A 12,427-nucleotide genomic window follows, 5' to 3' on the forward strand; every position below is an offset into this window, starting at 1 on the left:
AATTTTGAGAATTACCGCATGAGAGTCTTGGCTCAGTGCGGTTGGAACGGTGTGATTAACCGGGTCTGATGAACGGTCATCCCCCGTTTATGGGGTAGAGCCGTAGAGCCGAGCCTGAATGCTCATCCCCCGTTTATGGGGTAGAGCCAATCGCATCAAAAAAGAAACAGGCACTTATTTCTAAGTGCCTGATAAATAAGGAATTTGTGGTGGAGCCGGGGGGAATTGAACCCCCGTCCGCAAGCCCTCCGCAACCAGTTCTACATGCGTAGTCGGCCTATTTGGTTTTAACTCTGGACTTAGCCAACCGACAGGCCGGACCAGAGCGATTCACGTAATTTAAATCTGAGCCGTGTGACCCCAGCGCAGACCGATTCCTTGTAAATGTCGCTGCTGCGGTTCGGGGTTGCCCCCTAGGAAGTTGCCTTCCTCCGCCTGACCCAAGGACAGATCAGTGCAGCGGCTCACCGATTAAGCGGCGAGAGCGAAACGCTCGTCGTTGGCGTTTGTAGTGTTCCAGTGGATTTACGAGCTTACTGGTGCTCGGCATGCCCTGAGTTGTTTCGCGACCCACGTCGAATCCGGATCGGCCCCAAGTAAAGATCATTGTACCCGTAATGCCCCGCGAAAGCGACCCTCTTGTGCGGAGCCTCCAGAGTGCCCTCTGAGGTACCGAATCCGTCACTAGGCAGTCAGATGCTGCCCAAAAAGCTGGAACATCCGGCGTGCGCCTTCGATGGCTTCGCTGCGGGCGCGTGCATCGTCATCATATTGACTCAGCAACTGCTGCAAATCCATCCACCGAGCCTTGGTGTCGGCACCATACCCCGTAAAGAACTGCAGCCCCGACTGTGCCGTCAGTTCGAAACGTCGCTTGAACTGTTTAGCCAAAACGGCGCCGCCCAGCATAGACCCCTCGACCACATAAAGGGCCCCCAGTAACCGGGCGTCGTCGGCGAATTGCTCGCGCAAATCATCTGCCAGAGCAGCGTCACGCAGCGACCCGCGCGGCAGCCCCAGCGCGTGGAGATCGCTCTCTAACCATGGCACCTTTCGTCTGTCGCGATAATAGAAATCCGCGACTCGCGAAGATGCCCGCGCACGCTCGCTGAGAAATGCTTCGAATACTTCGTAGAAGGCATGGTAGCGCTGCAGCAACTGACCATATTCCTCGCGCGTGTAGTCGTCTCGCGCGAGGTTCATGCGATTCTCGATATCGTCATGCTCGGCACGCGTGGCCGCGCGCAACGCATCGCGTAGCGATAGCATGGCGATCGGCGCGTCTTCGCAGTCAGATTCCATCGAGGAAAGCATGTCAGGCAAGGAGCTTTTCATTACCGTCATTGTCTTGCACACCCATTTCGAGGGGCGTGTTCTCGGCACCACAGGAGGCGTTGATCAGCGTGAAGTGAAACGTACTGCCAACACCCTCTTCGCTGGTCGCCCAAAGCTTGCCATTATGCTGTTCGACAATGCCACGCGCAATCCAAAGACCGAGCCCCGTGCCATGATTCTTGGCTTCCTCGGCCTGCCAATACCGTTCGAAAATGCTTTCCAGATTCTCGGCCGGAATGCCAGAGCCCGTGTCGGCGACACGGAACAATACCTCGGCGCCCTGAGACTGCGCGGAGACCGCGATACTGCCGCCGCGAGGGGTGAACTTCACCGCGTTGCTCACCAGATTGTTGAGCACCTGCAAAATCCGGTAGCGCTCGCAGATGACCTGACTTTCTTCTACTGGCGCATGAATCTGCAAGTTGACGCCCTTTTCCGCCGCGATCGCGTGACAAGACTCGACTGCCTCGCTGATCAGACAGCGCGTGCTTTCGGGCTTGAGCTCCAGATCCATCGTGCCGGCTTCGATCTTCGCCACGTCCAGGATGTTGGTGATGAGCTTGGTCATGAGGTTCGTCGCGCGCAGGCCGCGCTCGATCATGCGTTGCACGGAGGGCTCTTGGCCGGAATGAAAACGCTTGATGAATTCGTAGCTCAAGGAAATGACGCTCAACGGGGTCTTCAGGTCATGCGAGACCATCATCACCATCTCGTCTTTCTCGCGACTAAGCCGTTCGGCGCGCAAGCGGGCCGCTTGCTCCTTGCGATATTCCTGCTTGAGCGCCAGCGCGATGATGTCGTTGCGCAAAGCTGCGACGGCATCGATCTCCACCGCCTTCCAGGGCGCTGACTTTCCCACCACCACTTCTTTCCAGGAATCGAAAGACTGACGGGGATGCAGCGTCAACGTATCGCCTGACATGCGTACCGCCTTGGTGGGCGCGCCAGCCCAGGTCACCGTGGTGCTTTGTTCCGGGCGGAACCAGAAAACATAGTCGCGCCCCGAGCGCCCCAGCGACATTGCCAGCAGGCCGCTGGCGCGCGCTCGGTACTCTCCGGCCGGAGGAAAATGCGCCGACAATTCGCTGGTCTTGAACAGGGACTGCGTGGGGTATGCCTCGCCCAGCCAGGCGATGAGTTGCTCCAACATCTCGACCGGAGGCGTCCGCCCCGCGCAAGTCCATTGGTTGCCGTAGCAAACCGCGACCGCGCCAGGTCCGTCCGAGGTCAATGCCTGCAGGGCATCGATGTGTTGCGAAAGGCCGCAAGACAAGTCCGACACGGACTCCAGCTGATCGACTATCCGTAGCCGCGCCTGCTCCAGGCGCTGACGATATTGGTGTTCTTCGAGGTCTTCCTTTGTGCGCAGCTGCGACGACACAATCCTGCCTATCGTCTCCGCCGCGATCCGCTGGTCGGCGTCGACCAAGAGGGGTTCACTGTGATGGCAAGCGATCAACCCCCACAACTCTCCATCATCGATCAGAGACACAGTCAGCGAGGCTTGCACGCCCATGTTGCGCAGGTACTCCAAATGCACGGGCGACACGCTTCTAAGCAAGCTCTTGCCCAAATCTAGCGGCTGTGCCGAGCCGGGCTTTTGCACATCGGGCACGATGGGCGACGGCACATAATCGACATCCGGGATCATGCGTAGCCAGTTCTGCAAAAACACGGCGCGCGCCTGCGGCGGGATATCCGAAGCAGGAAAATGATGTCCAAGATAAGATTCAAGTTTGTCGCCGCACGCCTCCGCAATGACCACGCCGTGCCAGTCCTTGTCGAAGCGATAAATCATCACCCGATCGAATCCCGTGGCCGACCGCACTTGCCTGGCAGCACGATCGCAGAGATCCTGAACACTGCTGGCGCTTTGCAACGCACGCACGGAATCGCGAATAGTTGTATGAAACCGATTAGCCATGAGCGGCGTCAGTGCCGGCGCTACGGGTTCCAGTTCCAGATATAACGTGTCCAGATGGTAGTGGGCACGCAGCTCCCATGGGCTGCCCTGCCCTAGTTCGGGTAATTGCAGCGAGACATGGACGGTCTGCTCTTCGATAAAGTCGGACCGTATCAGTCGTTGGACGGAATCGATATCGTCCGCTTGGAGCAGAGAGGTAAAGGGTTGGCCGACCAAATCGGCGATGGGAATGTTCCACAGCGTGGCGGCGTTTGAACTGATATTGTGAATCGTCAGCTCATCGCCGCCTACGGTTAGCAGCACTCCGAATGGCTGAATCGCGCCAGGAATGTGTATGGGTTCCTTTGCGCATTGAGATAGCGCGTCCGGAATAACAGCCGAATCAGGCACCATAAAAGACCTAATAGAGAGTAGGCGAGACTCGTGCGGCAAGCAGGCGGGATCGGCAAACCATCCCTGGCATCAGCGTCTGCCTGGCCCATTGCGGGCTGGCAAAGCACCCAAAGTGCTACACGAAGTCAGCCTGAGTGAATGGCTACGAATTTCCGGTAAATCGGGAAAAGCGCTCTTGCAGCTTATTCACTGAGAATAACGCACTTTGACGCCATCGAGCGGAAGGATTATGACAATTTCCTACGCACGTTGAGTCTGAGTAACGCCAAGCCGTGTACACGCTCATTCGGGTTGTTTGGGGAGGGCCCTGCGAGAGCCATGCGCCTCTGCATAAACGCGGGTAAATTCGGCCCCCAGCAGGAAGACCTGGGCTGCGTAATACACCCAAATTAGCACAACGACCAGCGAGCCCGCCGCCGCATACGACGACGCGACGGACGCCTTGCCCATATACAGACCAATGAGCACTTTGCCGATCTCAAAAAGAACCGCCGTCACGAATGCGCCCGTGCCCACATCGCGCCAAGCGACAGGCGCCTGCGGCATGAAGCGGTAAATCATCGCAAACAGCAGGGTGAGTATGCCCAAAGTGAAGACCAGATTCACAACCTGCAGTAGCAGTTCCCAGCCGGGCAAAATACCGCCCGCCCAGGTACCCAGCGCCGCCAGAACCGAACTGACAACCAAGGACACCAACAATAAAAACGCCAGGGTCAACACCAATCCAAATGACAACAGCCGGCTGCGGATCAAGCCCCAAATACCGGACTGCTTCTTGGTATCGACTTTCCAGATCCGGTCCAACGCGCTTTGCAATTCCGAAAAGACGGTAGTGGCGCCCACACCCAACATGATGACACTGATGATGGTGGCGATAATGCCTTGGGATGGCTCCTGCGCTCCCTGGACCACACCCTCCACCGCCTTCGCGCCTTCAACACCGACCATGGAACTGACCTGCGCAAAGAGCTGTCCTTGCACGGCTTCTTCGCCCCAAAAAAACCCGGCAATGCCGATGACGATAATCACCAGAGGCGCGAGCGAAAACACAGTATAGAAGGCAATGGCGGCCCCCATACTGGGCGCGTAATCGTCGAGCCAGCTATTGACGGCCTGCTTGATCAAGCCGAAAAAAGGTTTGACCTGCATCGTGGTCTGGCTCCCGGCGCAAAGTGGTTTTTTGATGATCTATGGCGTGAGACCTGGGCTTTTTACGAAGCGCGGGGCCCCCAGTAGCGGCGGTGTCAGCCGAACCGTCGCATCACTCGCGCCACCTTGGCGATGCCGCCCGTACCGCTTGCGGCCCGGCCGATCAGGGCGGTACCAACGGCCGTCATCAACCCGCGCCGCAAGGGGGTACGGCTGCGCATGCCCGCGACCATCGCCAAGGCGCCCAGCCCAAAAACGATCAAGTGTTCGCCGGGAAAATCTGGACGATTCTGGTCGAATTCCTTTAGCTGCTGCAAGGTACTCTTGGAACCGCGCTTCAGCGCCGGTGCATCGTATTCGGTGGGCGTTTGCATGATAAGCCTCGACGGAGTTGGATTTCCATGGCCAGCAAGTTACGTACCGAACGCTGGGGCGTGGCGATTGCGCCTTGCGGCAAGCTTGGCGTACCGGCTGCCGCCATGACACAATCTGCAGCCACCACAGCTCGCGCTGTCCCCTCTGCTCCCCTACACCAACGACGGCATATGACCACCCCCCGTATCGAACCCACCACCATTGGCGGTCTCACGGCCTGGCGCGTCACGACCCGCTTTGGCGGCGCGCTCATTACCCGGCGTGGCGCGCAATTGCTCAGCTACACGCCGGCTGGCGGGAGGCCGGTGATCTGGCTTTCCGAACAGGCCCGCTACACCCCGAATACCGCGATTCGGGGTGGCGTACCGGTTTGCTGGCCATGGTTCGGGGTGTACGACCGTAATCCCCAATTCGTGCGCGACTGTGTGGCAGCCCCACCGGGTGCGGCCTCGCATGGATGGGTGCGGCAGGTCGATTGGGATCTGGCGGAGCAGCACACGGACGGGGATTGCGCCACCTTGGCTTTCACGTACGCGGCACCGCCCGGGCATCAGCCTGGCTGGAACCAACATGCGCTGTTGACGCTGCGGCTGAGATTAAGCGATCGGATCGAAGTCGCGTTGAGCGTGCAGAACCTGGGCGCGTCGCCGTTGAGCACGACACTGGCCTTGCATACGTATCTGGCAGTCTCGGATAGCCGGCACGTGAGCGTCCACGGTCTATCGGGGCTGCATTATCTGGACATGGTGCGTGAGGGCGAACCGCGCCAGCAACAAGGCCCGGTGACCTTCACGGAAGAAACCGACCGGATTTATCTGAACACCAGCGCACCGATTAGCCTGCGCGATGCCGGCTGGCAGCGCGACATACGGCTGCTGGCGACCAATTCGACATCGACCGTAGTCTGGAATCCCGGCGCGGCCAAGGCAGCACGGCTCAACGACATGGCCGATGATGCGTGGCCGCGGATGGTTTGCATTGAAACCGCGCGCGTGCTGGATGACGCGCTGACCGTGGCGCCGGGCCAAAGCGAGACCGTCGGGGTGACGATCTCGTGGCAACCCGCGAATACGGCTGGCGCAGGCTCGTAGTAACTGCGCGGGCGCGCCGGTCTATTTCGCGGGTGCGGCGACAGGTGCTGTCGTGTTAGCTCGCAGCCATTGCAGCGATTTCATGCCCGCGCGACCATCGGGCGTGAGACCCGCCTCGCGCTGCACGGATTGCAGGGCCTGGCGTGTGCGCGTACCAATAACGCCATCGGGCTGACCGATATCCAGCCCGCGCGCATTCAACAAGGTTTGCAGTTCACGTCGCTGCGCGCGCGATAGGCCAGGGTCGTCGGTCGGCCACGCTGTCACGAACGGACCCTTGCCGCGCAGCCGATCCGACAGATGCGCAATGGCGAGCGCATAGCTTTCTGCCGCGTTGTAGGAGTAGAGCGCATCAAAGTTGCGCGTGACGAGAAATGCGGGGCCCGAGGGGCCGGCGGGCAGCAGCAATCCCAGCTGCATCTCCCCACCCGGCAACGCGCTGCCGTCCACCCGCGTCACCCCCTTGGCGGCCCAGGCGGAGACCGGCTGTTTATTGCGACGCCCGGTACCAGAGGTGTCCATACCCTTAGGCAAACGGACTTCGAAACCCCAAGGCAAGTCGGATTTCCAGCCGGCGCGTTTCAGGAAGTTGGCCGTAGAGCCGAGCGCATCGGGCACGCTGTCCACCAGATCGCGGCGTCCGTCCCCATCGAAATCCACGGCCAGCCGCAGATACGTCGAAGGCATGAACTGCGTTTGACCGAAGGCGCCCGCCCAGGAGCCGTTCAGGCGCTCGACGCCCACGTGTTCCTGCTGGATGATCTTCAGCGTCGCGAAGAATTCGCCGCGGAAATAGCTTTGGCGGCGCCCCATGCACGACAGTGTCGATAGCGAACGCAGCAACGGACGGCCGCCTAGAATGCGGCCGAAATTGCTCTCCACCCCCCAGACCGCGGTCACCGTGTACGGATCCACGCCGAACTCTGTTTCGGCGCGTTTGAGTTCGGCCTGCCAATCTCGCATCGCACGCTGACCGTCGGCGACTCGCTCGTCATCGACCAGGGAAGCCAGATAGTCCCAGATCGGCGTTTTAAACTCGGGCTGCGCGTCGAGCAGCGGCAGAATCGTCAGGTCCGGCTGAAGGTCCCGGGTATAGGTGTCGAACGTCGCGGCGGACACGCCGTCCTTGATGGCCAACGGCCGCAAGCGGGCCAGGCATTGGGTGAACTCCGCGTTATCGGAGGCCGCGCTAGCGGAGGCCGGCATGGCAGCTCCACTGCTCTTGGCGGGCGCGGTCGTGCCGGAGGAGGCATTCCGGGAGACAGCGCTGCCCGTAGCGCTAGCCGTTTGAGCCGAGGAGGTTGTCGAAACCGCGCTTGCACATAAGGCAAGCGCAAGCAGGGTCGAGGTGGAGTGAAGTTTCATGCAAACCATTCTATTCGACACATGCTCGGGAAGAAATGGTCAGGGATCAAAGAGTGTCGAGGGAAGAGATGCTCGCGACGCACCGATCCGGCAGCCGTTTATTCATCACGCTGACTGCTGTTGCAACGCAGCCAGCTCCTCCTCATCGAAGCCCGCCTGGCGCCGTGCTTCTATGTTAAAGGGACCTCGCAGCCGTGGTGCGTGATAGCGCTCGGCCAACTGTGCATAGCAGGCAACGGGTTCCAGACCCTGTTGCGTGCACAGATACCGGTACCAATGGTTGCCGATCGCCACGTGGCCGATTTCATCGCGCAGGATGATGTCCAGGATCGCCGCGCCCGCTTTGTCTCCCGCGCTCTTGAGCTTGTCGCGGATCAGCGGCGAGGCATCCAGGCCACGCGCTTCCAACGTGCGTGGCACCAGCGCCAGACGCGCCAACAAATCGTCACGCGTTTTTTCCGCCATTTCCCACAAGCCATTATGGGCCGGAAAATCGCCGTAGGTATGGCCCAAGGTCGCTAAATGCGCGTTCAGCAATTCGAAGTGATAGGCTTCTTCGCGCGCGACCCGCATCCAGTCGCGATAAAACGCCTCGGGCATACCGGGAAAACGCCACACCGCATCCAAGGCCAGATTGATGGCGTTGAACTCGATATGCGCCAGCGCATGCACCAACACCGCTCGGCCTTGCACGGTTTGTACCGAACGCTGCTTGACCTGCGGAGGGGGCACCAGCTCTGGCGCGGCGGGACGCCCGGGCAAGCCAGCCGGTTCGGCCAGCACCTCATCGACACACAAGCTCGCCCGGTCATCGATCTGGCGCAGCGCGGCGATCTTATCGTGCCAGTCGCGCGCGGCCAAGGCAGCCAGCGCCTGTGCGCGCGCACTCGAGGTTTCAGGGGAAAGCACAGCTTGGGTCATACCACCATCGATCCATGAAAAAACCGCCGGGCAGGGACCGTCCGGCGGCTCACTAATTTATCACTTTGGGAATCAACGTTCTTTGGGATGACGCTGATTGCGGCGCACGAGCTTGACGCGGTACATCGCCTGATCCGCCTGCTCAAGCGCGGTCAGTGCATCCAGCGTATCGGGCAGTACCGCAATCGCGCCGACACTGGCGCCACCGTAATGGATCACCATGCCCGCGCAGTCGAAGCTCCCCACCGTGCAATCAGCCAGCCGCTGAGTGAACGCCTGCAACGCTGTCTGCAAATCCGGTCCCGGCGTCGGGCCGGGTCCGAAGACGACGAGCTCGTCGCCACCATAACGAGCGACGACGTCCTGAGCGCGCATCGTCTGGCGGATGTTATTGGCCATCGCCACCAGAAACCGGTCGCCAACGGTATGGCCGTGCGTGTCGTTAATGCGCTTGAGGCCGTCCAGGTCCAAAAAGCCGACAAACACGGCAGTGCCCTGTCGCTTTCCCACTTCCAGTTCGTGCTGCAGGGTATCGATCAGCGAGCGCCGGTTATGCAACCCCGTCAGTCCGTCCCTGGCGGCAATGCTTGCCAGTAACGCATTGGCCTCTAGCAGCTGGGTCAGCAATTTATTTCGCTGTGCTTCGGCGCCGATCAGGGTCGCAAACAGGCTCAATACGCGCAGGCTGCGACTGTCAGGCACGGAACTGTCCGAGCTAGCCGCGCACAGGGTGCCATACAACACGCCCTCGCCCGCATAGACGGGCACGCTGATATAGCTGTGAATCCCCAACGCCGCGGCGGCCTCGGAATCGGCCCACCGTGTCGCGACATCGGCCGTGGCCATCGTGCCCTCATCGAGCGCCCGTTTGCATAGCGTGTCGCCCCACGGCACGCTGAGCCCTTCTGGGATTTCGATGGTGCTGGTATTGTGTGCGTACACAACCTGCTGTGTGCCCGCTGCCAGATTAATGGCTGTCAGATAGGTGGATTCAAACCCGGTGATCTCCTGCAGCATCTCCAACAGCGGCCGTGTCAATCCTTCCAGAGAACGCGCCTGGGAGATGGACTGCGAGATACGCTCGAGCAAATCATTCATGGCGATACCTGTAGGCACTCCATGAAGTCCGAATCGTCGTCGTACACCGGAGCAAATTGATTGTTTAGAAGCTCCGGGCATCGTTGCGAAAAAGACGCCGCAGGCACGCGCACCGTAGACAGAAGGACCGACAACCGAGCACTGCATATCGTCTGCAATGCCCTTGAGCGTCGTCGCGCTCAAAATAGCCCACGCGCATTTTAGCCAAGGTCGTCTATTTTGCCGACCACAACACAATCAGTGTCGGGTGCCTGCCACGGTCCGCGCCGCCTGCCGTGATGTTCTTGGTTACTGCTCTCGCTCAAACGCGCTCAAATCATTTCTCAACGGTAACAACGCCACCCGGGGAAAAATGCGTTTGTCCCGTCGGAAAACACGAAAACACCGATCTGGGCGATTTACATTTCCCTACAGCGTAGGTTTGACACCCAGAATTGGCCCTCGTACGTTAGTAGCACGCTCATCACAAATAGGAGTACCACCATGAACAACGACATCGTTGCAGGCAAGTGGAAACAGCTGACGGGTAAGGCCAAAGCTGCATGGGGCGAGCTGACAGACGACGAACTCACGCGCGTCGAGGGTAATGCAGAACGCCTAAGCGGTCTGATTCAGGAACGCTATGGCAAGAGCAAAGACGAAGCCGAAAAAGAAGTGCGCGCCTTCTTTGACTCCAATCAATAACGTCGCATCCCAAGGAGAATCCAAATGCTTTACTACGCCGTAGTGTTCTTCGTTATCGCGATCGTGGCGGCCGTCCTTGGCTTCGGCGGGATCGCCGCAGGTGCCGCGGGCATCGCGAAAATTCTGTTCTTCGTGTTCTTGATCTTGGCTGTGCTGTCCATCCTCAGTGGGGTATTAAGAAAAAAATAGCCGTGGGTGTGCGGCTTAGCCGCTGTAACGACCGCTACAGGCCATTTTGATTGCAAGGAAAGGAGAACCGCAATGAAAACAAAAAAACTGCTTATCGCCGCCGCTATTAGTACGGGCACCTTGCTCGGCTCTTTGGGTACGGCTGCTTATGCGGCCAACGGTAATACCCAAAAACAATCCGCGGGCGAATTCGCATCCGATGCGATGGTCACCACCAAGGTGAAAGGCGCGTTTGTCGCTGACTCCGCGCTGAGCGCGTTGGATATCGCTGTCGAGACCAACGACGGTGTTGTAACCCTCACCGGGACCGTTGGTACCGCGGCCGAAGTGGAACAAGCCGGCCGCGTGGCGCGCGACGTCGATGGCGTCAAGCAGGTCAAGAACGACATCAAGGTTGACGCTTCGAAGGCCGATAAAAAATAGCGCCTATTAAACCGTCATTTCGTCGTGGTGAAAAAAGTCGGGCCGCGGAATCCACCAGATTCCGCGGCCCGATTTACTTTTGACGTTTACTTGCGCCCGCCGTTGTTCGGATTGCCGCCAAAAGGAAAAGTCGAGAACATCGCGCGCGTCTGATCCTGCATCTGATCCTGCATTTGCACGAACAGATTTTTGCTTTGGTCGATGTAGCTGTTCATCATGTTTTGCAGCATGGGTGTCTGCACATTCATGAACTGCGCCCAGGCTTCGGGGCCGAATTGGCTACCGTAAAGCCCCTTGGACTGCTCTGCCATACGCTGCTGGATCTCCATGAAGGCCTGGATGTTCTTCTCCAGATACGAGCCCATGATGCCCTGCATGGCATGGCCATAGAAACGGATGATCTGCGACAGCATATTGGAGGAAAACATCGGCATGCCGCCGCTTTCCTCTTCCAGAATGATTTGCAGCAGAATGCTGCGCGTCAGGTCCTCGCCGCTCTTGGCATCCACCACCTGGAACGTCTCGTTGGCCAACACCAGTTGTTTGACATCGGCCAGCGTAATGTAGGTGCTCGTTTGTGTGTCGTACAAACGGCGGTTGGGGTACTTTTTAATCAGGCGCTGCCCGGCGCCAGTTTGAGCTTGCGTCATGGTTGTCCCCGAGATCGGGAGATCTCTTTAACTTTAAAGTAATGCTAGTGTAAGCCGTAAAAAGGGCCGCATTCGAACGATGGGTCCCGCATCAGCCCATGTGCAGGCCGCCGTTGAGCGAGAAATCCGCGCCGGTAGAGAATCCGGATTCATCAGAGGCCAACCATGCCGTGATCGAAGCGATCTCTTCGGGAGTGCCCAAACGCCGCACAGGAATTGTCGCCACGATTTTTTCCAGCATATCCGGGCGAATCGCGCGCACCATATCCGTGCCGATATAGCCAGGAGAGACCGTGTTGACCGTCACGCCGCGACTGGCGACTTCCTGCGCCAGGGCCATGGTGAAGCCATGAATACCGGCCTTGGCGGTCGAATAGTTGGTCTGGCCGAACTGCCCTTTTTGACCGTTGACCGAACTGATGTTGATAATGCGCCCCCACTGGCGTTCCACCATGCCGTCGATCACCTGTTTGGTCACGTTAAACAGGCTGTTCAAGTTCGTGTCGATCACAGCGCGCCAATCGTCGGCGGTCATCTTGCGGAAAAGGCCGTCGCGCGTGATACCGGCGTTATTGACCAGCACATCCACGGGACCGAACTCTTCCTTGACGCGGTTGAAGGCTGCGACGGTGGAATCCCAATCGGACACATTACCGACCGACGCGTGAAAGCTATACCCCTGCGCGGCCTGCTCGTCGATCCACTGCTGATAGTTACGGCTGGGGCCGCAACCGGCCACCACGCGGAACCCGTCTTTTGCCAGGCGACGGCAAATCGCCGTTCCGATACCGCCCATGCCACCGGTGACGTATGCCAATTTCCCGTTCATG

Annotated in this window: 13 protein-coding genes and 1 other RNA gene; 4 read left to right on the plus strand and 10 right to left on the minus strand. The window is 59.2% G+C overall.

The genetic code is table 11. From position 1 onward, the window contains the following. Nucleotides 1-207: 207 nt before the first annotated feature. The 5 genes from ssrA to GOQ28_RS02420 form a co-directional block, all read right to left on the minus strand. Nucleotides 208-594, minus strand: a transfer-messenger RNA (tmRNA) gene (gene ssrA, locus GOQ28_RS02400). A 90-nt stretch (nucleotides 595-684) separates the two neighbouring features. Next, on the minus strand, nucleotides 685-1,314 hold the full coding sequence (locus tag GOQ28_RS02405) for a biliverdin-producing heme oxygenase (protein ID WP_236844202.1): 630 nt from the start codon (nucleotides 1,312-1,314) through the stop codon (nucleotides 685-687). Between the two features lies 1 nt (nucleotide 1,315). Continuing rightward, a complete protein-coding gene (locus GOQ28_RS02410; protein ID WP_160355301.1) occupies nucleotides 1,316-3,652 on the minus strand; it encodes an ATP-binding protein in 2,337 nt (778 codons plus the stop codon). Between the two features lie 282 nt (nucleotides 3,653-3,934). Further along, nucleotides 3,935-4,801: a YihY/virulence factor BrkB family protein gene (locus GOQ28_RS02415; protein ID WP_160355302.1), complete on the minus strand. Its 867-nt coding sequence runs from the start codon at nucleotides 4,799-4,801 to the stop codon at nucleotides 3,935-3,937. 95 nt (nucleotides 4,802-4,896) lie between these two features. Beyond that, nucleotides 4,897-5,175: a hypothetical protein gene (locus tag GOQ28_RS02420; RefSeq protein WP_160350259.1), complete on the minus strand. Its 279-nt coding sequence runs from the start codon at nucleotides 5,173-5,175 to the stop codon at nucleotides 4,897-4,899. A gap of 27 nt (nucleotides 5,176-5,202) precedes the next feature. Between GOQ28_RS02420 and GOQ28_RS02425 the strand changes: the two genes are divergently transcribed. Then, complete coding sequence (locus GOQ28_RS02425) at nucleotides 5,203-6,267, plus strand: D-hexose-6-phosphate mutarotase (protein ID WP_202109607.1); 1,065 nt, start codon at nucleotides 5,203-5,205, stop codon at nucleotides 6,265-6,267. A 21-nt stretch (nucleotides 6,268-6,288) separates the two neighbouring features. On the opposite strand, the gene GOQ28_RS02430 is transcribed toward GOQ28_RS02425, so the two are convergent. From GOQ28_RS02430 to GOQ28_RS02440, 3 genes are all read right to left on the minus strand, one after another. Then, a complete protein-coding gene (locus GOQ28_RS02430) occupies nucleotides 6,289-7,473 on the minus strand; it encodes a lytic murein transglycosylase (protein WP_160355303.1) in 1,185 nt (394 codons plus the stop codon). A gap of 264 nt (nucleotides 7,474-7,737) precedes the next feature. Beyond that, nucleotides 7,738-8,553, minus strand: coding sequence for a ferritin-like domain-containing protein (locus tag GOQ28_RS02435; protein WP_160355304.1), 816 nt, complete (start codon nucleotides 8,551-8,553; stop codon nucleotides 7,738-7,740). Between the two features lie 72 nt (nucleotides 8,554-8,625). After that, nucleotides 8,626-9,651, minus strand: a complete 1,026-nt coding sequence (locus tag GOQ28_RS02440) for a GGDEF domain-containing protein (protein ID WP_160355305.1) — start codon at nucleotides 9,649-9,651, stop codon at nucleotides 8,626-8,628. A gap of 483 nt (nucleotides 9,652-10,134) precedes the next feature. Here GOQ28_RS02440 and GOQ28_RS02445 point away from each other — a divergent pair, with 483 nt between their 5' ends. From GOQ28_RS02445 to GOQ28_RS02455, 3 genes are all read left to right on the plus strand, one after another. After that, a complete protein-coding gene (locus tag GOQ28_RS02445; RefSeq protein ID WP_160350263.1) occupies nucleotides 10,135-10,335 on the plus strand; it encodes a CsbD family protein in 201 nt (66 codons plus the stop codon). A 24-nt stretch (nucleotides 10,336-10,359) separates the two neighbouring features. Further along, entirely contained in the window at nucleotides 10,360-10,524 is a 165-nt protein-coding gene (locus GOQ28_RS02450) for a DUF1328 domain-containing protein (protein ID WP_160350264.1), read from the plus strand. 72 nt (nucleotides 10,525-10,596) lie between these two features. Then, a complete protein-coding gene (locus GOQ28_RS02455) occupies nucleotides 10,597-10,947 on the plus strand; it encodes a BON domain-containing protein (protein ID WP_160355306.1) in 351 nt (116 codons plus the stop codon). 86 nt (nucleotides 10,948-11,033) lie between these two features. On the opposite strand, the gene phaR is transcribed toward GOQ28_RS02455, so the two are convergent. Next, nucleotides 11,034-11,597 (minus strand): polyhydroxyalkanoate synthesis repressor PhaR, encoded by a 564-nt coding sequence (gene phaR, locus GOQ28_RS02460; protein WP_160350266.1) that lies wholly within the window; start codon nucleotides 11,595-11,597, stop codon nucleotides 11,034-11,036. Between the two features lie 91 nt (nucleotides 11,598-11,688). Beyond that, nucleotides 11,689-12,426, minus strand: a complete 738-nt coding sequence (gene phbB / locus GOQ28_RS02465) for an acetoacetyl-CoA reductase (protein ID WP_160355307.1) — start codon at nucleotides 12,424-12,426, stop codon at nucleotides 11,689-11,691. Nucleotide 12,427 lies beyond the last annotated feature (1 nt).

This window comes from Bordetella sp. 02P26C-1 (assembly GCF_009763255.1).
Lineage (GTDB): Bacteria > Pseudomonadota > Gammaproteobacteria > Burkholderiales > Burkholderiaceae_B > Bordetella_A.

Bases quoted from the DNA above. Each gene is read 5' to 3' on its own strand.
- phbB (WP_160355307.1), bottom strand. From the start codon at position 12,426: ATGAACGGGAAATTGGCATACGTCACCGGTGGCATGGGCGGTATCGGA.
- GOQ28_RS02430 (WP_160355303.1), bottom strand. From the start codon at position 7,473: ATGCCGGCCTCCGCTAGCGCGGCCTCCGATAACGCGGAGTTCACCCAA.
- GOQ28_RS02410 (WP_160355301.1), bottom strand. From the start codon at position 3,652: ATGGTGCCTGATTCGGCTGTTATTCCGGACGCGCTATCTCAATGCGCA.
- GOQ28_RS02405 (WP_236844202.1), bottom strand. From the start codon at position 1,314: ATGCTTTCCTCGATGGAATCTGACTGCGAAGACGCGCCGATCGCCATG.
- GOQ28_RS02425 (WP_202109607.1), top strand. From the start codon at position 5,203: ATGGCCAGCAAGTTACGTACCGAACGCTGGGGCGTGGCGATTGCGCCT.
- GOQ28_RS02420 (WP_160350259.1), bottom strand. From the start codon at position 5,175: ATGCAAACGCCCACCGAATACGATGCACCGGCGCTGAAGCGCGGTTCC.
- GOQ28_RS02435 (WP_160355304.1), bottom strand. From the start codon at position 8,553: ATGACCCAAGCTGTGCTTTCCCCTGAAACCTCGAGTGCGCGCGCACAG.
- GOQ28_RS02440 (WP_160355305.1), bottom strand. From the start codon at position 9,651: ATGAATGATTTGCTCGAGCGTATCTCGCAGTCCATCTCCCAGGCGCGT.
- GOQ28_RS02445 (WP_160350263.1), top strand. From the start codon at position 10,135: ATGAACAACGACATCGTTGCAGGCAAGTGGAAACAGCTGACGGGTAAG.
- GOQ28_RS02455 (WP_160355306.1), top strand. From the start codon at position 10,597: ATGAAAACAAAAAAACTGCTTATCGCCGCCGCTATTAGTACGGGCACC.
- GOQ28_RS02450 (WP_160350264.1), top strand. From the start codon at position 10,360: ATGCTTTACTACGCCGTAGTGTTCTTCGTTATCGCGATCGTGGCGGCC.
- phaR (WP_160350266.1), bottom strand. From the start codon at position 11,597: ATGACGCAAGCTCAAACTGGCGCCGGGCAGCGCCTGATTAAAAAGTAC.
- GOQ28_RS02415 (WP_160355302.1), bottom strand. From the start codon at position 4,801: ATGCAGGTCAAACCTTTTTTCGGCTTGATCAAGCAGGCCGTCAATAGC.